This is a genomic window from Aliagarivorans marinus DSM 23064 (assembly GCF_000429485.1).
Lineage (GTDB): Bacteria > Pseudomonadota > Gammaproteobacteria > Enterobacterales > Celerinatantimonadaceae > Aliagarivorans > Aliagarivorans marinus.
Window position 1 is genome coordinate 35,937 of sequence record NZ_AUBY01000024.1, and the last position, 20,965, is coordinate 56,901.

Genomic DNA, 20,965 nt, shown 5'->3' on the forward strand with positions numbered 1-20,965 from the left:
GCTCAAAACGTTGCCGCGAAGCTGCATCGGAGCCTGTATGCGAGGGAACGCACCATGCTGAGCAAACCGATTTACGAACTACTTCCTACCCTGTACCTGTCTGTCGGCAGTGGCTCGGTACTCTATCTTGACTCCTCGCTAGGCCTAGCCGGTGGCGCGCTGCTGTTCCTGATTGGCGCACTGGTCTGGGTGATGCGCTCCAACTATCGCCGCCAAGACGAACCGCAAGCCCCGCAAAAACGCTTAGCCATCCCCGAGAACATCTACGAGTTCTACCCCTTTATCTTGTTCGCGACAGCCATCGTACTACTGCAAACCCAAAGTCACCTACTGGCCTACGCGGTGGCGTTTATCTGCCTGTATCGCGGCTCCCACGTGCTGTTTATGCGCCACCGCTATCGCCGCCAAACCTGGAAGCATAGCGGCAAGCACGGCTATGCCCGGGCCCGGGTTCGATAAGTTCTGCAAACTTCCGTTAATCCAAGTACACTTGGCGCCATTACGTAACAGTGGAGCATCCCATGCCTTGGATCCAACTGAAGATCAACGCCAGTAAAAAAACCGCTGAGCCCATCGGCGATATTCTTAGCGAGACCGGTGCGCTAGCCGTGACCTTCCTCGACCGCTACGACACTCCAGTACTCGAGCCCAAGCCGGGCGAGACTCTTTTGTGGGGCGACACCGACGTACAGGCCCTGTATGAAGCCAACCATGATATGCAGCCAATCCTGCAGCTGCTGCGCGATGCCCGCATTATCGACGACGGTAACTACAAGCTGGACCAACTGGAAGACAAGGACTGGGAGCGCGAGTGGATGAAAGACTTCCACCCAATGCGCTTTGGCGAGCGCCTGTGGATCTGCCCATCTTGGACCGATGTCCCAGAGCCAGATGCGGTGAACGTAATGCTCGACCCAGGCCTGGCGTTCGGCACCGGCACCCACCCGACCACCTCGCTATGCTTGCGCTGGCTCGACGGTCTGGATCTGGAAGGCAAAACCGTTCTGGATTTCGGTTGCGGCAGCGGCATCCTGGCGATTGCAGCTCTTAAGCTGGGAGCAGAGCGCGTGGTAGGCATCGATATCGACCCACAAGCGATCATTGCCAGCCGTGACAACGCCGCGCGTAACGGCGTGGCCGAGCAGCTCGAACTGTACCTGCCCAAAGACCAGCCCGACGATTTCCAAGCCGATATCGTGGTGGCCAACATCTTAGCCGGTCCGCTCAAGGAGCTGGCCGAGGTCATTCTGGGTTACCTGAAACCCGGCGGCCAACTGACGCTTTCGGGCATCCTCGAAGAGCAAGCGGAGGATGTGAGCCAAGCCTATGCCGAGCAATGCGAGATGGATCAACCGCTTATCGATCAAGAATGGGGACGTCTGAGCGGTCGCAAGCACCTCAGCTAAGCGGTAATTCGCCTCAAACCAGTGGCAGCGGGGCTTCGCTGCCATAAAGTGCATCTCAAAGTCCAGTCATAAATTTTTAAAATGTACAATTTCTAGCCTTTTCAGCCCCGATAAAAAATCGTACACTACGCGCCCCCTGATAGATGAAGATACACGAGCCATGAAAATAGGAACTTACCAGCTGGAGAACCCAGTGGTGTTGGCTCCCATGGCGGGCGTAACTGATCAGCCCTTTCGTCGCCTATGTTGGCGCTTGGGAGCAGGACTGACCGTTTCTGAGATGTTGTCGAGTAACCCAAAGGTTTGGAACAGCGTTAAGTCTCAAAAACGGATGTTTCACCTTGGAGAGTGCGGGATCCGCAGTGTTCAGATTGCCGGTTCAGATCCGCAATTGATGGCACAAGCAGCCCAGCTGAATGTCAGCAATGGCGCCCAGATTATTGATATCAATATGGGATGCCCAGCCAAGAAGGTGAACAAGAAACTCGCAGGTTCGGCTTTGTTGCAACAACCCCAGTTGGTCGCGCAAATCCTGGATGCCGTAGTCAAAGCGGTCGACGTCCCGGTGACGTTGAAGATCCGCACCGGCTGGTCGCCAGAAGAGCGTAACGCATTGGAGATTGCCAAGATCGCCGAGCAAGCAGGCATTAAAGCCTTGACCATACATGGCCGTACGCGCGCCTGTATGTATAAAGGTTCTGCCGAGTACGACACGATAAAGGCAGTAAAACAAGCAGTGTCACTTCCGATTATCGCCAATGGCGATATTACCTCGGCTGAAAAGGCCAAAGCGGTACTGGACTACACCGGTGCCGATGCGGTGATGGTAGGACGAGGAGCCCAAGGCAACCCTTGGCTGTTTCGGGAAATAGTACACTTTCTGCAGACCGGTGAGCATATCGACCCGCCGTCTCCGCAAGAAGTGAAGGATGTAATGCTGGAGCACCTCCACAACCTGTATGAGTTTTACGGGGAGTATCAGGGCGTACGAATCGCCCGGAAACACGTGGGTTGGTATCTCAAGCAATTAGCAGATACGGAAGAGTTTCGCCGCCAGTTTAATAAGCTAGAAGAGCCCCTGGCGCAAACCGCTGCGATTGAGCATTTTTTTAAATAGTTTTTCAATTAACCAAGTAAACAATAAGAGCGTCAAGTATGTTTGAGTCAAATCTTTCAACAAGCACACTTTCTACCATGACTAGCAGTGCTACCAGCACCGAAGTCAAAGAACGTCCACTTCGTGACTCAGTAGAGCAAGCTCTGCGTAACTACTTTGCCCAGCTAGACGGCGAAGAAGTATCAGAGCTATACGAATTGGTACTGTCAGAAGTTGAAGCCCCTATGCTTGACGTAGTTATGCAGTACACCCGTGGTAACCAAACCCGTGCATCTATCATGCTGGGCATCAACCGCGGCACCCTGCGTAAGAAGCTGAAAAAATACGGCATGAACTAAGACTGAGTCTTTAGTTTTATGATTTAAAAGGGCTTTCCATTGCGGGAAGCCTTTTTTCTATCTGTGATGAACCCACATTTGAACCCACAGCTGCGGTTCATATGAACAGAATCTCCCTAGTCGATAGACGAAGAGACACCTCCGCTTCAATATTGCAGTACCCAAGACGTAATCATGGCAGTAACAGAAAAACAGTTTGAGCTACTAGCCCCCGGGGGCGATCTGGAATCTATCAAGGCGGCGATTGCTGCTGGTGCAGACGCCGTTTATTGTGGCCTGGACCGCTTTAACGCCCGCAACCGCGCCACTAATATCAGCCTAGACGTGCTCGATGGCATCACCGAGCTGGCCCACCGCCATGACTGCGAGGTGTTTATCACCCTTAACGTGCTGATCTTGGAGAGCGAGATCCCGGCGGTGGTGCGTTTACTTGAACAGCTGGTCGACACCGATATCGATGGGGTTATTGTCCAAGACTTGGGGCTGGCCTATCTGCTTAAACACCACTTCCCCACACTGGACGTGCATGCATCGACCCAGGCCAATACCCACAACACCGGGCAGTTCCAGTTTCTTAAGCAGCTCGGCGCTAGCCGGGTGAACCTGTCACGCGAGCTAAGCCTTGAAGAGATAGGCGAACTGGCCCACTTCGGCCACCAGCACGACATGCTGACCGAGGTATTTGTCCATGGCTCCTACTGTGTGAGCTTTTCCGGGCTATGTTATGCCAGCTCGGTGCGCAATGGCGCATCTGGCAACCGCGGGCGCTGCAGCCAACCCTGTCGCGATCAGTTCGAAACCACCGCAGCGGGCTACGACTTCCCGCTGAACATGAAAGACAACACCGCCTTTGACGATATGGCCGCACTGGCCGATGCCGGGGTCTACTCACTAAAGGTCGAGGGGCGGGTGAAGAAGCCGCACTATGTCTTCAGTGTGGTAGATCAGTGGCGCCAGCAGATTGACCGCTACCTCGATAACGCGCCTCTGAGTGAGGATAAATCCACCCTCTATACCGTGTTTAATCGCGATTTCTCCAACGGCTATCTGCATGGCGCGATTGGCGATGTGATGTTTATCGATAACCCGCGAGATCACGCGGCGCAGCACCGCGCCACAAAACAAGGGGTAGACACGGCCGACGAATTTAAAGCGATTAAACGCATCCTCTATCGCGAGAAGACCGCGATTATTAACAGCGTCGAGCAAAAAACCCGCGCGCTTGACGTCAGCACTGGCACAACCCGTAGCCTTAAGGGGCAGCAGCAACAGTTTAAGCTGCCAGCACTAAGTGGCAGCCAACGCGTGTCGGCTGCGCCAAGCGCGGCGATACTGATCTCCCAGCCGCAGCAAATTTCCGAATATACCGACACGACTGGCCCCCTTTACTACCAGCTGCCCGATAGCCTTGCCCATCAATACGATGCGCTACTGACGCTGTTTAGCGACAATCCGCAGCTGATCCCTTGGTTTGGCCCCGTGTTGATTGGCAAGGATTTCCAAGCGGCCCAGCAGCTTCTAGACGCGCTCAAACCAAGCCGCATCGTCACCGATAACAGCGGTGTGGCGTGGGCGGCCCATCAGCTCGGCATCGATTGGCTGGCCGGGCCGCAGATGAATACCACCAACTCCTGGACCCTGCACTGCCTGAAGACCGAGTTTGGCTGTGTCGGCGCCTTTGTCTCCACAGAGCTAAATAAACGCCAGCTTAAGTCCTTGGTGTGCCCGAACGATTTTGAGTTGCACTACTGCCTCTATCAGCCCGTCACCTTGATGACCAGCCGCCAATGCTTGCTGCAACGCACACTGGGTTGCCGTAAACCGCTGGTGAAAAAAGGCTGTACGCCGAAATGCGACAAACAAGTCACCGTGCAAAGCCGCAATGATGAGCCATGGCTGATCGATAAATCCAGCGGCTTCATGAGCCGGGTATATGCCCACAAGCATCACTTCAACCCTGATGTCATCTCGGCACTGCCGGGCCGCTTTAGCCACTACCTGCTGGATATGCGCCCGATTGACACCAGCACCACGCTGGCAGTGAGCGAGGTGCAGTTCTGCCAACACATGGAGAGCTTTATTGCGACAGCGGAAGGCGGTGTTGCTGCACTGGCTGAGAACACGATGAATAAGTCGTGGCACAAGGGCCTATAAAGTGTTCAAGAATCATACAGCGCTGCCGATAAACAGGAGTTAGCCAGAGCGTAAGGAGACAGGCAGATGCAGGTACTTCAGGCACAGGTTCAGCAACACAGCGAATATGAGTATCGGCGCGAGCAGCGCCAAGCGCTTTCTAGCAGTCCGGCGGACTTGTCTTCCGCCCCAGGCTCTTTGCCGATAACCCCTCCACCAACTCGCTCTGCGGCTGCTACCATTGCAGCGGCAGACGATAGCAACTCCTCAAATACAGCCAAGGCCGCTACATCAAGTTCGCCAAGCGATGACGACAATGCGCTGCGTGCCACCGAGCTCACCGATGCCCTACAGCGCAGTACCGTACTGTTACTCGAAGCGCTCACCGGTCGCCGCTTCGAGCTTTATCAGCCGCCCCAGCCAGAGGTTAACGAAGAGGCCGAGCCACCCGCTGAGAGCGCGCCTTCTCAGCCCACTGCCGAGTTGCAGCTACAGATCTACGAGCAAGAGCAGCTAAGCTACCGCGTCCAAGGCACCGTGCAAACCGACGATGGCCGCACCATCCACTTCGACTACCAACTACAGCTTAGCCGTGAGCTATTGATTGAGGCAGGCAGCGAGCAGGTCCAACCCCAGGATCCACTGCTACTGGTTTTGCCGGGTAGCAACCTCAGCGTCGCACCGGGCAGCCCCGGCAATGGCGATTTAACGACCCACAGTGGCACCGGCTATCTGTTTATCGACCACAATGGCGATGGCCAGCTAAGCGAGGGCGAGCTGATCGGCGAGCGCTCCGGCGATGGCTCGCCGAGTTAGCCGCACTGGATGAAGACGGCAACGGCTTTATAGACCAAGGCGATAGCATCTTTAGCCAAATCTACTTTTACCAAAGTGACGGTCCAACAAGCCGCCTGGAAGAGCTTGGCGTGGCAGCGCTATCGGTAGATGCCAGCGCAACCCCCTATCATTTCAAGCAGGGTGACAGCACCTACGCCATGCTGCGCGCTAGCAGCTTTGCACTGATGGAAGATGGCCGGGCTGCCGGGTTGCATCAGCTTGATTTGTTTAGCTGACGTTATTTGTCTCGCAAATACACCCTAAAGCAGGCCAAATATCCACTTGACGCCACATCGGCGAGATTTGGCACTGGCATCAATGAGATCTGCATCTTGTTTCCGGCGCTATGCCCTAGAGCTAATCGGTAAGCTTAGTGATAATTCACACCGTAGCGCTGCTAGCTAAACTCAGCAAACACTAGCACTACTCCACACCAGAGTGTGTGGGTGTATAGGGATGTCAATTCACACACCGGATGTGCGTTAAATCATTGATGGAGTGTATATGAACCTTAAAAACCTATCGGTCTTGCTCTTTATGGGCCTACTAACTGCCTGTAACGATTCCGATTCTTCTAGCCCACTGAACTACTTGGCAATAACCTTCTACCCTGCCGCGATGGACTTTGATCCAAACCTCCCCGAACAGCAACTGCAAGTATTTCATCGAAGCCTCGAATCAACCGGTACCAGCAGACCGATAGACATTATGCTCCAACAGCGCGCAGATGGAGAACCGGCAGTAGATGCTTCCGGAGACGCATCAAAGCAGAATGCAACCTTCACCGTCTCCTTCTATGGCTATGACACCTTTGATATCTACACCGAAGATGGTGAGTTTCTCTACACGCATACGGTATATCCAGAGCACCACGGTAAACACTACTGTATGCCGATCAGTGTGCAAAAGGACATCTTTACCGAGATCGATCTACCGGTCAGGCTGCCTTCTGATTACGCAGAGGCTCACGAAAACATTAAGGCTTGCCGAGACCTTCGCCCTGCCCACTAGCATTATTGGGCCAGCGCCGATAAGCTTGGCCCCTTTGTTTTCTACACAACACGCAAACTATGACCATCGAACGAATTGAATCCACCGAGCGCATGAGCCGCATCGTCAAACATAACGGCACCATTTACCTGTGCGGACAAACCGCTGGCGATGCCGAGTGGGATATCAGCGAGCAGACCCAACGCTGCCTCGACAAGATTGACGCCCTGCTGGAAAAAGCCGGCAGCCACCGCGATAAGATCCTGTCGGTCACTATCTATGTTCGCGATATGAAAGACTTCGCGGCGATGAACAAGGTATGGGACGCCTGGGTTGCCAACGGCGAGAAGCCGGCGCGTGCCTGTGTGGAAGCGCGTATGGCACGGGATGTGATTCTGGTGGAAATGTCGGTGATTGCGGCGCAATAAGCGGCCTGTTCAACCGCGGGTTCGCAAAGACTCCCAAGAACCACGTAAAGGCCTGAATTTTATTATCAGGCCTTTTTACTTAGAGCAGTTGTACCTGCCGCTAGTCCTCAAAGGTCGATAGCAGCCACTGAGTAAACTGCATCACCTTGTACTGGTTCTGGCTATTGGGGTTCACTATCAGGTAGTGGTGGCTTTGGCTCTGCATGCGCCGTGGGTGCACCACCACCAGATCACCGGCCTTCAAGGCATCTTCCACCAAGATGGTCTTGGCCAACAGCATGCCCAATCCTTGGCCTGCCGCCTCCATCGATAGCTGGGTGCTGTCAAACTCTAACAATGGCTCAGTGAACGGCATCCCGCTGGAGTGCAGATTAAACCAATCCTTCCAGCCCTCGCTGTAACCGATGGTGCCGATTTTTGGATAGGTGGCAATGGTCTCCACCGATTGAGATAAGTCGTAGCGGCTGATATAGCCGCGACTTGCCACCACCACCCACTCTTCGTGCTGAGTCAGCTGCTCGGCCTTGCGATTACTCCAGTTGCCATAGCCGTTGATGATCTCGATATCCACCGCCTGCTCCTCCGAGGGATAGAGGTTAACGGTGGAGAAGAACTTCAATTTGATCAGCGGATATTTGCGTTGGAAGTCGGCCAAACGGCCCAGTAGCCAAGCATTACAAAAGCTCTGGGCAACCCGAATGGTAAGCGTGTGACTGGCGTTGCCGCCAAACAGATTCTGGGTGCCAACGCTGAGGTTCTTAAAGGTGTCGGTGAGCAGCGGCAGGTAGGTCATCGCCTGCTCGGTGAGAGCGATCTGAGAGCCATTGCGCACCAGCAGCTTTTGCTCCAAAAACGTCTCCAGCACTTTAATTTGCTGACTGATCGCGCCGCGACTAACGTTCAGCTCTTCCGCCGCCCGCGACAGGCTCATATGGCGCGCAGTAGACTCAAACGCCCGCAGCGAATTAAACGGAGGGATGGTCTTATGTGCGATCACCGATTTTGCCATCCCTCACTCCTGATTCGATATGCAGCTGGAAACTTACTTGATAAGGCACGCAGAGCTGAAGTCGACGGGAACCCGCTGAGTATCTTCAAGCGGGCTTAGGTCGACAATTTGGTGGCATAACTGATTCATCACCCGCCGGTTATGACTTACCAAGATCAGCGCGCAGCCTATCTTGCGGGTTTGCTCGATAAGTAGCTCCAGGGTTTGATGGGCAACGATGGGATCAAGCCGTGAGGTCGGCTCATCGGCCACCAGCAGCTTAGGCTTCATCAGCAAGGCCCGTAACATGGCGAAGCGCTGTAGCTCACCACCGGAAACAGCGCTGGGGCGACGTGCGAGTATAGCCTCATCGAGCCGCAGCCGGGCGAGCAGTTCAGGGAGCTGCGAGCGGTCAAGCTTATGTAGTTGGCATAGATCCTCAAGGCTTTGGCCAAGGCTTATCTCTCGGGGAAAGGCCGCTGGCGGGTCTTGATAGAGCTTGAGCATCTTGCCCGGTCCCAGCTCGGGTGCCCGCTCCACCTGACCTTGGTCGCATTCGGTCAAGCCGAGCACAATATCCACCAAGGTGGATTTGCCAGCTCCGCTGTCACCGGCCACGCCGAGCACCTCGCCCTCGCCCATCTGAAAACTCAGATCGTGGAATAGTTGCTTATTGCCACGCTGTTTGGACAGGCTTCTCACCTTTAGCAGCGGCGCATTGCCTTGCTTGAGCGCTATCGGAAAGTGATCCTGCGAGTGGGCGGCGATCAGCGCTTTTGCGTAGTCCGAGCGCGGTGTGTTCAGCACATCTTCCGCCGAGCCGCGCTCGACGATTTGCCCTTGGCGCATCACGATGATCTCGCCGCCCAGCGCCTGGGCCACATCGATATCGTGGGTAATGGTCAGCAAGGCGCCGTGTTGCTTGTGCTGTTGCAACAGGCCAATCACTTGCTGCTTGCGGCTATCATCCAGCCCTTTGGTCGGCTCATCGGCAATCAGCACATCGGCCCCGCCCGCGGTGGCGCACAGATAGGCCAGGCGCTGCGCCATGCCGCCCGAGAGCTGGCTTGGCACCTTGTTGCCATCATCGGCGAGTCCCATCGCGCTCAGGCTGCCTTGCGCTTGCTGTCGGGCGCGCTTGGCATCCAGCTGCTTGACCAGCTCTTCCACCAGCGATAGCTGGCGCTGGCTTTTCATCAGCGGGTCAAGCGACAACCATGGCTCTTGGGGTAGCATGGCCACTTGCTGGCCCCACATCTGCTCTCGCTCGTGCCGACTGGGGTTGAGCTTGCCAAACAGGCGAACATCGCCGCTGGCCGTCAGCTCCTTGGGCAGCGCCCCCATAATGGCTTGCGCCAGCAGGCTTTTACCCGAGCCGGTTTCACCAAGAATGGTCACCGCCTCGCCGCGCTTTAGCGCGAGTGAGAGCGAGGAGACCAGGCAGCTATCGCCGGCAAATACCGACAGCTTGAAGACTTCAACAACCGGCTTACTCATCGACCGTCCCCGCAATCATATGAAAACTCAACACCAGGCAAATCACCGCACACAGCGGTTGTAGCAACACCCACGGGGCATCGCTGTAGTACGGGAACAGCTCCACCATCATCAGGCCAAGTTCGGCATGGGGTGGCTTAAGCCCGACATACACAAAGCCAATCGAGGCCAGCGCCAATACCGCGTTGCCCGCGCCAAAGCAGCTTAGGGTGTACACGTCTTTACGAAAATTCGGCCACAGATGGCGCTTGAAGATGTACCACACGCCGAAGCCATAGAGCCGCGAGGCTTCCACCTCCGGTGAGCGAATCAGGCTAATGGTGCGGGCGCGGATCAAACGGAAGTAATCGACCCACAGTACCAAGGAAATCGCCAGATACAGCATGGCGAAGGAGCCGGGGATCAACGCGCCAAACAGCAGCACCAGAATCAGACCAGGCAGGGCCAGTAGTACATTCACCACAAAAGAAAGCGTGCGGTCAACAGCCCCACGCTTCCAGCCCGCAGCCATGCCCAGCGCAACCCCTAGCACTGACGAGAGCGCCACCGAGCAGATCGCCATCAGCAGCGAGGTGCGCAGCGCCGAGGCCAGCCGAGCAAAATTGCTGCGGCCAAAGTGGTCGCGCCCAAACGGCTCGGCCAAGGATGGCCCTTCGAAGGCCGCATCCAACTGCTGCAGGGCAATATCGCCTTGCCAGAACAGCGCTTCTGCGCCCGCCAGTGCAATCAAGCCAAACAACAGGGCAAAGCCCCAGCGTTGGCTGGTATTTAAACCCATCATTGCAGGCCCTCCTCGCGCTGGCGCGGGTCCAGCCAGTAGCAACATAAGTCGACCAGCAGGTTAATCAGTACAAACAACAAGCCCATAACCAAGGCCGCGCCTTGAATCATCGGCACATCTCGGCCGAAGATCGCATGGGCCAAGGCATGGCCAATCCCCGGCCACGAGAACAGGGATTCGATCATCACAATGCCCTCAATCAGGCTCACCGCCTGAATACCGATAAAGGCCACCACCGGCAGGGCAATATTGGGCTGGGCATGATGGGTGAAGGCCTGCTGCTCACTCAGTCCCTTAAAGCGGGCAAACTGGTAGTAGCTGGAGCCCAACACTTGGTGGGTTGCGTTGCGGATCATTCGGCTCGACAGCGCCGCCATCGACAAGGCCAACGACAGCGCGGGCAGTATCAAATAGCGGCTGCCGCCAAAGCCGGCCACCGGCAGCAATTGAAACTGCAGGGCAAAGATAAGCACCAATACCAAACCAATCACAAACACTGGCTGCGCCCGCAGCAGCACCGAGATAAACAGCGAGGCCCGGTCAAGCGCACTGCCCACCTGGCGCCCGGCATACAGGCCCAATGGCACGGCAATAAGTAGCGATAACAAGCTGGCGAACAGCGCCAATTGCAGCGAGTGCCCAAGCTGATGGGCCAGCTCTTGGCTCACCGGATTGCCACTCACCAGCGAGTCGCCCAAGTTAAAGCGCAGCAGGTCGCGGAACCAATCCAGGTATTGCAGCCAGACGCTGCGATCGAGCCCAAGCTCGGCGCGCACCGCATCGGCGGCGGCCTGATTGACGTAGTCATAGCCATAGCGACCGGCGGCAATGCGGTAGGCAAAATCGCCCGGTAGCAGGTTCATCAAAAAAAAGGTCAGGGTGCCCACCGCCCAGGCGACAAATACCGCCTGAGCCAAGCGACGGCCAAGGATCTTAATTAGCAAAGGACATCTCCGCGACGCGGTAGTTAAGCTCAAAGGGATCAAACTGGAAGTTTTGCACCCGCTGGTTCACCGCCACTTGTTGGGTGTAGAACAGCACCGGGATCAGCGGCAGCTCATCGGCCAGCAACAGCGCGGCTTGGCGCGTTAATTGCCGATCCTGCTCACCGTCGCTACTCATTAGCGACTCCAGCAGTTCGCTGAGCGAAGGCGACGACCAGTTCATTGGCCCCCAATCTCCACCGCCCTGCAGATGGTCATCCACCAACAGCGCCAAGGGATCAGATAAGGTGCCGTAGTTGCGGGCAATCAAGGCCAGCTCGAGCGTACCGTCATGGTGGCGCGCCGGGATTGCGCTGGAGTTATCTACCACCACCTCCACCTCAACGCCGATTTCGGCCAGTTGGGCCTGGATGGCAGTCGCCAGAACCGTCAGCTCCGGCCGGTCGGCATAGGTCACCAGATTCAAGCGAAAACGCTCGCCCTCACGCTCCAGCACACCATCGCTGCCCAATTGCCAGCCCTGCTGCTTGAGTAGCTCACCGGCCAGCGCCAAGTTGCGCTGTTTCTCTGCCAGCTCGCTCAGGTGCCAATGGCCCAAGGCGGGCGGGAACAGCTGATAGGCTGCTGAGTCAGGCACCCGAACCACATGCTCAGACAGCCCTTCGCGATCTAATGCAAGACTCAGCGCCTGACGGGTCTGCTTGTTGTTCAGATAGGGGTGGGCGTTGTTGAGTTTAAGTAGCACCGTGCGCGGGATTGATTGGCTATGCACCCATACATTGTCGGCCCGCTCAAGCAGATCGAGGCTGGCCGGGTCGAGGGTGTAGATAAGGTCGGCCTGCCCACTTTGCGCTTGCAGCGCGCGGCTCTCGGCGCGGTGTCCGGTCAGGTAGTGCACCTGCTCGATGCTGGCCGCTTCGCCCCAATACTCGGGAAAGCGTCGTACATTGAGTTTGTGCGGCGGCGCTAGTAGCGCCACCTGATAAGGACCGGTACCGCTAAGAGCGACCACTTGCCCTTGCTCGTCGTATGAAGAGGGCGAGAGGATCGCCAGCGAGTAATGGGCCAGAATCGACAGCAAAGGCTTGTAGGGGCGGCTTAGCTCAACCACCACCTGTTCAGCGTCAGCGTAGAGCCGCTCCAGCGGTAGCTGTTGTACCACCCCCGGCTTAGCCATGGCCTTTTGCAAGGAGTACACCACTGCATCCGCGTTCAAGGGACGGCCATCGTGAAACGACACACCCGACCGCAGGCTAAAGCGCCACTCCAGCCCGTTGTCACTGACCAACCAATCGCTAGCCAACTTTGGAATCAGGCTGCCATCGGGCCTTACATCCACCAGCGCTTCCGCCACCTGCATACGGGTGTACATAAAGCCGTCTTTGGATAAGTCTTGGCTGGTGAATTCGAACGGCCCGCCAATGGTGAGGGTTTGCTGCTGGTCCACCGCTTGATAGTCCAACAGCAGCCAAGCGAGCAGGGCAAAACCCACCACCGCCAATATATTTTTAATTTGCATGAGTGAGTCCCTACAACACGCTAATACAGCCAAGTGCGATGTAAGCAACACCGCTGGCTCTCAGGGCCGAGTGATAATAGCGATAGTGCTCTGGCACCATCCCCAGCATCACCCCAAAGATATGAATCACCACCGAGCCCATAAAAAAGCCCTTACGAAAGCCGGTCGGATTGAGCAGGCCACCGATCTCTACCCCATGGGCATAGCCGTGGAAGATGCCAAAAAACAGTACGGCGAAGATCATCACCAACATCAGCGGCACCTTGCCGCGCAGCAACAATCCACCGAATAGCAGCAGCGACAAGGAGATAGCCATCTCGTAATGGGGAAGCAGCTGTCCGGCCTCGCCCAGATACAGGCCCACCAACATGCTGGCGATAAACGCAGCGGGCACTTGCCATACCGCAGCGCCGCCAAAGCGGCTGCTCAATACCCCCACGGCGATCATCGCCAATAGGTGAGTGGCACCACTCATGGGGTGGATCACCCCTTCCAGAAAGCCCGCCGTTGACTCCGCGCTATGGGCAAAGGCCTGTGAAGGAAGGGCAAGTAAAGCGAAAAGGATGAACTGCATAATCAACGCTCTTAATCGAACCGCACGGTGAATCGAGCGGCAAGGTTAATCGAGCTTTATGATGGTTTCATTTCAAATTCCACTCACTTAACTGATATAAATCTAAACTTATCAACATTTTATAAAGTCACAGCAAAGCTAATCCATGTGTATAGTTTTGCTAAACACGGATTAATGTCGCAGTAATAAAACCCACCTAGCCTTGGCCTCGACTTTCGATTGATGAAGCAAATCCAGGCCAGCCATGCCAATAGAACAAGCCAGAAAAATCCTTAAGCAACCGCTATTTATATTCTTCGCGGTGGCGTTAGCTGTACTTATCACCGACAACTTCTTGCTGTTCGAGCGCCAGAGCAAAAACGTGGTGGTGAACGACAGAACCTTAAGCAGCTTTGTGAACGTCAACTACGGCCTGGATAACGCCCAGATGATCAGCTCCTACCTGCGCTCGCTGGATGAGCAAGAGCGGCAAGAGCTAGAGACGCGCTTTTTAGAGAACGAAGCCCTCTATCACTTCGCGATTAGCCGCGCACTCGACAAAAATGACGAAGAGCTCAAGTCGATCATCAGCGCCAAGGCGCGCAATGTGGTGGAGATGATGGTAAACGCCGAGCAAGGCCTGCCATCCACCGCCGAGGCCAAGCAGTTCTTTGAACAGAACTCGCAACGCTACACCCGAGGCGAGCGCTACAACCTGCTGATAGTGAATCGCTCAGCCCCATCAGAGGAGATCTTGCATACGCTGCAAAATGAGCAGCCCACCATTCGCCAAGTGGTGTCACTCTCCAACCTCCCCAATCTGGAAAAGGTGCTGCGCGAAGCCGAGCCACAGCAGATTGAAACGCAGTTCGACACCCAGCTAGCCAGCGATATCTTGCAGCAGACAGACGGCAACTGGTACGGCCCCTACCAAAGTGATAAGGGCTTCCACTGGGTGAAGCTGGATCGCTTAGCGCCGGTCGATGTTGAGTTTCAACAGATTGAAGAACAGGTAAAACAAGACCTCTATCAGCAGCAGGTGGATAGCCGCTATCAGGCCCTGATTAACGACCTGGTCGCTCAGTTGAACATCCGGGAAGGGCGCTAAGATGCGAGTAGCGATGCGACTACCTCAGCGGCTGAAACCACTGGCATTTGTCCTGTTTGCCGTGCTGCTCTCCCCCAAGCTACTGGCCCATGGCCTGGAGCCCATCTTTATCTCGCTGATCACCATGGAGAATCATCAGTACCGGGTGGAGCTGCGCCTTCCCGACGAGTATCGCGAAGAGAACAGCCCCTACTTTTCACTGCCAGAACACTGCCAAAGCGAGCGCTTTAATCACCTGATCACCGCCGTGCAATGTGAGGAGAGTCTGGTTGGCCAAGAGCTGGCAATCAACTTTGATTACTTCAAGCCACAGATCTCCACCCTGATTAACTACTACGACCTCGACGGCGACAACGAGCTGTTTGAGGTGACCTACGTGGATAGCTGGACCGTGCCCGATGCCATCGAAGCCAGCGAGAGTTACCTGCTGTACCTAACGGTGGGCTTCGAGCATATCTTGGGTGGCTTTGACCATATCCTGTTTATTGTCTGCCTGTTGATGATCGTTAAATCCCGTAGGCAGCTGATTAAAACCATTACCGGTTTTACCCTCGCCCACTCCATCACGCTGGTGCTGGTAAGCCTGGAAGTGATCCAGCCAGCGATTGAGCCCATCGAGCTGATTGTTGCTCTTAGTGTGCTGCTGCTTGCCTATGAGATCGCTTCGGGTAAAGACAGCCTGACCCACCGCCACCCGGTCACCGTGTCGTTCTTTTGCGGACTGTTGCACGGGGTGGGTTTCTCCTCGGTACTGGCGGAGATCAACAGCGTGGACCTGGTCAGCCTGTCAGCGATTTTATTCTTCAACATCGGCATTGAGCTTGGCCAGTTATTGATTGTCGCACTGTGGGCCATCGCTAGCTTTTGCGCCAGCAAGCTCTCCTTCGATAAACAAGAGCTCCACAAGCTACGGCTGATCTCCATCTATTTAACCGGCGGTTTGTCCCTGTTCTGGGTATTCGACCGCTTTGCACTCTGGCTCGAAGCTCGAGCTATTCCATTGTTCACTTAAAACAAAAACCTTAGGAAACAATATGAAAAAGTCACTGATCTACAGTGCATTGTTTGCTCTGCCTATGCTGGCCGGATGTAACTCCTCATCCAGCGGTGATTCCGATAACGGTGATGGCGTTTACGACCGTGAAGGTGAGATTGCCTCGTTCTTGGCTTCTCCTTATCTGCAATACCCGGCCACCGATGCGATGACGGTAATGTTCGAGCCCCACACCAAAACGGGCAATACCGCAGAGTCGACCGTTTTCTACAGAGAGCATGGCAGCACTGGCAGCTACCGCGCGGTCACCAGCCACAGCTCGGAGTACGACGCACTTGAGTTGGTTCAACGCGCCCGTATCGAGGGGCTGAAAAGTGACACCAAGTACGACTACTTTGTGCGCACACCCGCCGGTGACTCCAAGGTGTACAACTTCCGCACTTGGCCCGATCAGAGCGATATGGGCAAGCATCAGGAGTACACCTTTGTTGCAATGTCGGACACCCACGCAAGCGAGCGCGACAGCTGGGGTGAAGGCCTAACTGGCCTGCGGGATATCTATCAACACGGTATCATCAAGCATGAGTGTCTGGATGACCTTAGCATCTGTAACGACCTGATTTCCGGCATTATCGTCGCTGGAGACTTGGTCTACTCGAACCGTGACACCGCCTATCGCGACTTCTTCAACTCATCGCTGGAGCTGGCCGCCTACGTCCCCATTCTGCCAACCCCGGGTAACCACGAGTACGATGGCACCATCGAATCCTACGACATCTACTTGGACTGGCCTGAGCAGATTGGCTGGGATCGCGCCCGCCATACCTACACACTCGATTTCCTGAACCTACGGATGTTCTTTTTCAACAGCTTTGTGGGAACCCAAGGTGGCTACGAGTTCCAGTACGACTGGACCGCAGAAGAGATGCGCCACACCGCCGCAGATGCGGATATCGACTACGTACTGGGTGTCACCCATGCGCCCTGTAAGTCAACGATGTGGCTGTCAGGTGAGTCAGACCGAGCCTGTAGCTTTGTTGATCTGATCCACGACTACTCAGAGGAGTCCGGCAAGATCTCTGGGCATATGTTTGGTCATACCCACGCTTACACCCGGGGTAACGAGCAAGATATCCCGCACGTATCATTGAACGTGGCAACCTCGGTGGGCCGTATTGACCACTTCTCTGAGTTTGCTCAATACGACTACGACACAGTTGCCTTGTCTAATGACGACAACGGCTACAACATCCTGACGCTGACCACCGGTGACACTAAGCAGATCACCATCGAGCGTCGCAACGGCGGTAGCTTCTATCGTGGAATCGACAACAGCTTCCCGGTCAGTGACCTTAAGGTTGTGAAAATCGACAACGCACCGATGCAGCCAAGTATCGAACGTTTCGAGTTTGTCGCGCACGACGAAGTCCTGGTTGATGCTTCTGACTTTGAGAGCGGTAACCAAACCAAGCACTACGAGTCTCACTGGCAGGTATCGAAAGTCGCAGATTTCTCAGAAGATGTTATCGAGGCTTGGGGTAATGCAACCCGCGCCTACAACTGGTGGTACAACCAAGACGACTTCTTCGATGAGAACGGCGAGCGTATCGCTTGGCCTTGCGACCCCTATGCAGAGACCTGCGACGAAGGTAAAAAGCACACCTACGCAGTTGATACTCAAGCTGGCGTTGATATCACCCAGTTCAAGCTAACGCCGAATGCTATGCCGGAAGACACCTTGTATGCGCGCGTCCGTTATCGCGATGAACAGCTTAACTGGTCGGAATGGTCGCCGGTTAGCAGCCTGTTGTTTGCGGGTGAAACCACCGAGAACGTAGTGGTGAATGGCGACGCGGAAGCAGGTCACACCGAGGGTTGGACCTACTTCTCGAAAGTGGAAGATGGCAGCGACGCCGATGGCTCTGAAGATGCCTTAGTATCGCTTCACTACAGCTGCTCACTGACCGGCAACCCACTTCCTCCAGGTCACGGTAACCGACTGTTCCTGTTGGGCAACCGCGCCTACAACGATTGCCACTCCCATGGCTATCCCTTCGGTGGCATCGCCTACCAGCAGTTTGATGTTCAAGAGCTGTTCCCTGCCTACACTGGCAAACAGCCGATCTACGCCGATTTCTCAGCCTACCTGATGACTTGGACTGCAGGCCCAGAGATCGAAGTTTACGCCGAGTACTTTGGCGAAGACATGCAGCCAATGGGTAAGTCGAAGCGCTTTATCTCTGACGAGCGCTCCAAGCAAACCCTTGGCCGCTACGGCCATGCCGAGCTTGCCCCTGCTGGTGTGCGTTACATCCGCGTGGTCATCGAAAGCTACATCGGTGGTGGCCAAGATACTGACGGAATGTTCGACACCGTATCGCTGCAAATTGGTATGGGTGGGTAAGATTCTCGATAGCGAAACAGCTACTTGATATTCCAAAGAGCAGCCCACTGTGGCTGCTCATTTTGATCAAAAGAGCCAGCTGAGTGGCAAGTAACTAATATTGATAACAGCCCATAGCAGATACTCACTGAGAAAACCTAAACCTCCCGTATAGCCCCGCTTAACATAGAGTCACCCGCTGGTAACACACTCCTTCTAACCTCGCCATTTGAAACGCAATCACTTGAATCAACAGTGTTTATCTAGCTCGTACTAACACTAGCAAACCGTTAGATATCTCACTGAATGAACGACAGAAACCGCGCTTGAACTGTAGTCCTGAGCGTTTCCTGTCGTTGTATGGGGTGTCCCCCTCTTAGTTTCGGAAAATTCATCAAAGGAGTAGATTTTAATGAGACTAATTCTGGCATTAAGTACCGTTGCTGTACTTACTGCATGTAATAGCAGCAGTGATAGCTCATCGAACGAAGCACTGATTGGTTATGCCATCGATGATTTCGTTCTGCGTGGCCGGGTTGTCGCCCAGAGCTTAGATGGAACCGATAGCAGAGAAACTGAAACTGGTGAGATGGGGCAGTTCTCATTCACCGGTGCAGACGCTTTACAGAGCGACGTAGTTTATCGCGTGGTCGTTAGTGGTGGAGTGCTAGATCGTGACGGTTTGTTTGAGACCACCGAGCAGCAAGTCGACTTTAGTGGGCAACGTATGGTCGCGCTGGTTAAGGGCGGCGAACTAAACGAGCTTATCGTTAACCCCATCACCACCGGTATCAGCGAGTATGTGCTGGAAAACAACCTGGACTACTACGATTACCAACAACTCATGGACAACCTGCCACCGTCGGTACAACAGCTGAACTCGCTGTCTCGTCATGGCGTGTCTGATCTGTCTGAGCTTGGCTATGCCATAGGTCATTTCACCGCGGCAGCGGCGCAAGGTAGCTATCAAATCGATGGCCTGCACAATTTGGTGGATTCACTGTCAGATACTGGCTCCTTTGAGTACTTCAATATCATTACCGAAGAGATGGCAGAGCATAACGCCCGTTCAGCATTGGCGTATGCGGCGCAGAGCGATCAGTTCATTACCAGCGCGGGGCAGTTTGCTCATCGCCTCGATGATGACCAAGAAAAGGTCGTCGTAGGACTCGTTCCAGATACCCAAGGCGCGGGCGATAACAACTCCTGGCTGCTACAAGATGGCTTGATGAAACACTACGCCGATGAAGGCGTTGAGCTAGTACTAGCCGTGGGCGATTTGACCAACAGCAACACCCAGCCTGAGTACGATAACTGGCTACGCGTGATGAACCAGTACATCGACTCTGATGCGATGACAGTGTTGCCGGTGCGCGGTAACCACGAAACCACCTGGTGGACGCCAGACGGTGGCGCTCAGATCTACATCGATAATGTGGCCCACATGGTGACCGAAGCAGAACACCTGCCCGGCTACGAAGACCTAAGCTACGCCTATCGTTATAAAAACCTGCTAATTATCGCGGTCGACGGCTACATCCACGACAACCCTCGTGAGTACGACTCGGGTAAATCAGCCTGGGTAACCACCTACCCATGGATGAAGCAGATGGTCGAGAAATACCGCGACGAGGTTGACCATATCATCGTGATGACCCACGAGCCGATGTTTGGCCGCGCTCGCACCGGCGGGTGGGGCAAGATTGATCAAGCCACCAACGTACAAGAAGATGGTCCAACCGAATACGGTATTGCCAAACGCAAGGAAATCATCAAGTTCCTGGCTGACAATAACATCACCTTTGTCTCTGGGCATGACCACCAGTACTCGCGTGCCGCCATCTTGGTTGACGATAGTCGAGATATCTCGGTTGGCCGCATCAAGCACCAGCAAGTGGAGTACTTTGACCACATCATAGCCGGTAACGCGTCTTACAAAGAATATGCCACCAGTACCTTTGCTGGCGCCTTCGACTACGACCAAAGCGTGCATGAGCGCCTGTTGTCTCGCCACACTTTCAATGGTCGCACCGAAACGGGCTTGAACAGTTCTATTCTGAGCTTCCAAGGTAATCTGATTGATTACGTGGCTTATCAAACCCCACACATCTACACCCAGGATGATCAAGATATCTTCGAAGCCAACGAGCAGTGGGATGCCTTCGATTACGATGGCCACCAGTGGCGTAAGATTGACCAGTTCACCAAGGTGAAAGGTGCCTACACCCGTATTGTTGATTCTGAGTACAGCAATCAAGGCGGTACCGACTCGGTAGTGCTGCGCACGCTAAACAAAGATGGCTACATGGGTACTGAAGCAATCCTGATGAGCTACATCAACTACACCTTTGATACCTATACCAACTCAGGTGCGAGCTCCGGCAACCCTTACGCAAACATCGAGAGTCGCCGCAACAACCTCGACACTATGCTGCAGTTCTCCTACCTGTCAGATGAAGATAACGGGCAAACCGTTACTGACGTATTAATGGTCAATGGTACGCAGCAGCAGTCTGGCACCGAAACCGACGCAGGCGGTGTACTGGTACCCGATACCGAGGATCGTTTCTACTATCACCGTATTGAGTACGATGATGTGTTCGATGGCTATCTATACGACCAGCCAGGGGATCTTTACGCCTTAGGCTTTGTAGTACCAGAAGGCTATGAGTTGGATGAAGTTGAGCCAGCGCGTTACGACGAACAGCGTCAAGTTTGGGTATCTGAAGCCTATTCCGATGGCTTTGTGTCGGGTGACCGCGCCTACTCAGCCGATCTGCTAAAAGGTGGCCGTACGCTACCCGAAGAGCTGCAACACCTGACTAACCAAGAACGTTATCGCATTAACGGCGTAAACACCGCCTCCCGTGTGATCTGGTTCCTGTCAAATCGTGACGGCAAGTTTGCTTTGGTTAAAGCAGGTACCGCCGAGTTAGCGATGTAAGCACC

19 protein-coding genes are annotated in these 20,965 nt (G+C 54.8%); 13 read left to right on the plus strand and 6 right to left on the minus strand.

Annotated features, from left to right (window positions below):
• Positions 1–54: 54 nt before the first annotated feature.
• The 9 genes from G461_RS24010 to G461_RS0111395 all read left to right on the plus strand — a co-directional run bounded on the left by G461_RS24010 (position 55) and on the right by G461_RS0111395 (position 7,249).
• Positions 55–459 carry a hypothetical protein gene (locus G461_RS24010; RefSeq protein WP_051333519.1) on the plus strand — a complete coding sequence of 135 codons (405 nt, stop codon included), beginning with the start codon at positions 55–57 and terminating at the stop codon, positions 457–459.
• Between the two features lie 62 nt (positions 460–521).
• Complete coding sequence (prmA, locus tag G461_RS0111360; RefSeq protein ID WP_026971921.1) at positions 522–1,406, plus strand: 50S ribosomal protein L11 methyltransferase; 885 nt, start codon at positions 522–524, stop codon at positions 1,404–1,406.
• A gap of 160 nt (positions 1,407–1,566) precedes the next feature.
• Positions 1,567–2,523, plus strand: a complete 957-nt coding sequence (gene dusB, locus G461_RS0111365; protein WP_026971922.1) for a tRNA dihydrouridine synthase DusB — start codon at positions 1,567–1,569, stop codon at positions 2,521–2,523.
• A gap of 38 nt (positions 2,524–2,561) precedes the next feature.
• Positions 2,562–2,861: a DNA-binding transcriptional regulator Fis gene (gene fis / locus G461_RS0111370; protein ID WP_026960423.1), complete on the plus strand. Its 300-nt coding sequence runs from the start codon at positions 2,562–2,564 to the stop codon at positions 2,859–2,861.
• 174 nt (positions 2,862–3,035) lie between these two features.
• Positions 3,036–5,015 (plus strand): peptidase U32 family protein, encoded by a 1,980-nt coding sequence (locus G461_RS0111375; RefSeq protein WP_035480098.1) that lies wholly within the window; start codon positions 3,036–3,038, stop codon positions 5,013–5,015.
• Positions 5,016–5,081: 66 nt separating this feature from the next.
• Entirely contained in the window at positions 5,082–5,810 is a 729-nt protein-coding gene (locus G461_RS0111380) for a hypothetical protein (RefSeq protein WP_026971924.1), read from the plus strand.
• 110 nt (positions 5,811–5,920) lie between these two features.
• Positions 5,921–6,067: a hypothetical protein gene (locus G461_RS26085; RefSeq protein ID WP_157360293.1), complete on the plus strand. Its 147-nt coding sequence runs from the start codon at positions 5,921–5,923 to the stop codon at positions 6,065–6,067.
• Between the two features lie 268 nt (positions 6,068–6,335).
• Positions 6,336–6,842 (plus strand): hypothetical protein, encoded by a 507-nt coding sequence (locus G461_RS0111390; protein WP_026971925.1) that lies wholly within the window; start codon positions 6,336–6,338, stop codon positions 6,840–6,842.
• Positions 6,843–6,901: 59 nt separating this feature from the next.
• Positions 6,902–7,249 carry a RidA family protein gene (locus G461_RS0111395; RefSeq protein WP_026971926.1) on the plus strand — a complete coding sequence of 116 codons (348 nt, stop codon included), beginning with the start codon at positions 6,902–6,904 and terminating at the stop codon, positions 7,247–7,249.
• 100 nt (positions 7,250–7,349) lie between these two features.
• On the opposite strand, the gene G461_RS0111400 is transcribed toward G461_RS0111395, so the two are convergent.
• From G461_RS0111400 to G461_RS0111425, 6 genes are read right to left on the minus strand one after another with little or no spacing between them, the layout of a single operon-like run.
• A complete protein-coding gene (locus G461_RS0111400; protein WP_026971927.1) occupies positions 7,350–8,258 on the minus strand; it encodes a LysR substrate-binding domain-containing protein in 909 nt (302 codons plus the stop codon).
• Between the two features lie 33 nt (positions 8,259–8,291).
• Positions 8,292–9,734 carry an ABC transporter ATP-binding protein gene (locus G461_RS24015; protein WP_051333520.1) on the minus strand — a complete coding sequence of 481 codons (1,443 nt, stop codon included), beginning with the start codon at positions 9,732–9,734 and terminating at the stop codon, positions 8,292–8,294.
• Complete coding sequence (locus G461_RS0111410) at positions 9,727–10,515, minus strand: ABC transporter permease (RefSeq protein WP_084429157.1); 789 nt, start codon at positions 10,513–10,515, stop codon at positions 9,727–9,729. Before G461_RS0111410 ends, G461_RS24015 begins: the two co-directional genes overlap by 8 nt.
• Positions 10,512–11,459 (minus strand): ABC transporter permease, encoded by a 948-nt coding sequence (locus G461_RS0111415; protein WP_035480100.1) that lies wholly within the window; start codon positions 11,457–11,459, stop codon positions 10,512–10,514. Before G461_RS0111415 ends, G461_RS0111410 begins: the two co-directional genes overlap by 4 nt.
• Positions 11,449–12,978 (minus strand): ABC transporter substrate-binding protein, encoded by a 1,530-nt coding sequence (locus tag G461_RS0111420; RefSeq protein ID WP_035480102.1) that lies wholly within the window; start codon positions 12,976–12,978, stop codon positions 11,449–11,451. Before G461_RS0111420 ends, G461_RS0111415 begins: the two co-directional genes overlap by 11 nt.
• Before the next feature lie 10 nt (positions 12,979–12,988).
• Complete coding sequence (locus tag G461_RS0111425) at positions 12,989–13,552, minus strand: HupE/UreJ family protein (RefSeq protein WP_035480103.1); 564 nt, start codon at positions 13,550–13,552, stop codon at positions 12,989–12,991.
• Between the two features lie 244 nt (positions 13,553–13,796).
• On the opposite strand from G461_RS0111425, the gene G461_RS0111430 reads away from it, so the two are divergent.
• The 4 genes from G461_RS0111430 to G461_RS0111445 all read left to right on the plus strand — a co-directional run bounded on the left by G461_RS0111430 (position 13,797) and on the right by G461_RS0111445 (position 20,960).
• Positions 13,797–14,639 (plus strand): peptidyl-prolyl cis-trans isomerase, encoded by an 843-nt coding sequence (locus G461_RS0111430; RefSeq protein WP_026971932.1) that lies wholly within the window; start codon positions 13,797–13,799, stop codon positions 14,637–14,639.
• 13 nt (positions 14,640–14,652) lie between these two features.
• Positions 14,653–15,651, plus strand: a complete 999-nt coding sequence (locus G461_RS25520; RefSeq protein ID WP_169727249.1) for a HupE/UreJ family protein — start codon at positions 14,653–14,655, stop codon at positions 15,649–15,651.
• A 22-nt stretch (positions 15,652–15,673) separates the two neighbouring features.
• Positions 15,674–18,037 (plus strand): purple acid phosphatase family protein, encoded by a 2,364-nt coding sequence (locus tag G461_RS0111440; RefSeq protein WP_026971933.1) that lies wholly within the window; start codon positions 15,674–15,676, stop codon positions 18,035–18,037.
• Between the two features lie 391 nt (positions 18,038–18,428).
• The gene (locus tag G461_RS0111445) at positions 18,429–20,960 is read left to right on the plus strand and encodes a metallophosphoesterase family protein (protein WP_026971934.1); all 2,532 of its coding nucleotides are present in this window, start codon (positions 18,429–18,431) and stop codon (positions 20,958–20,960) included.
• Positions 20,961–20,965: the final 5 nt, after the last annotated feature.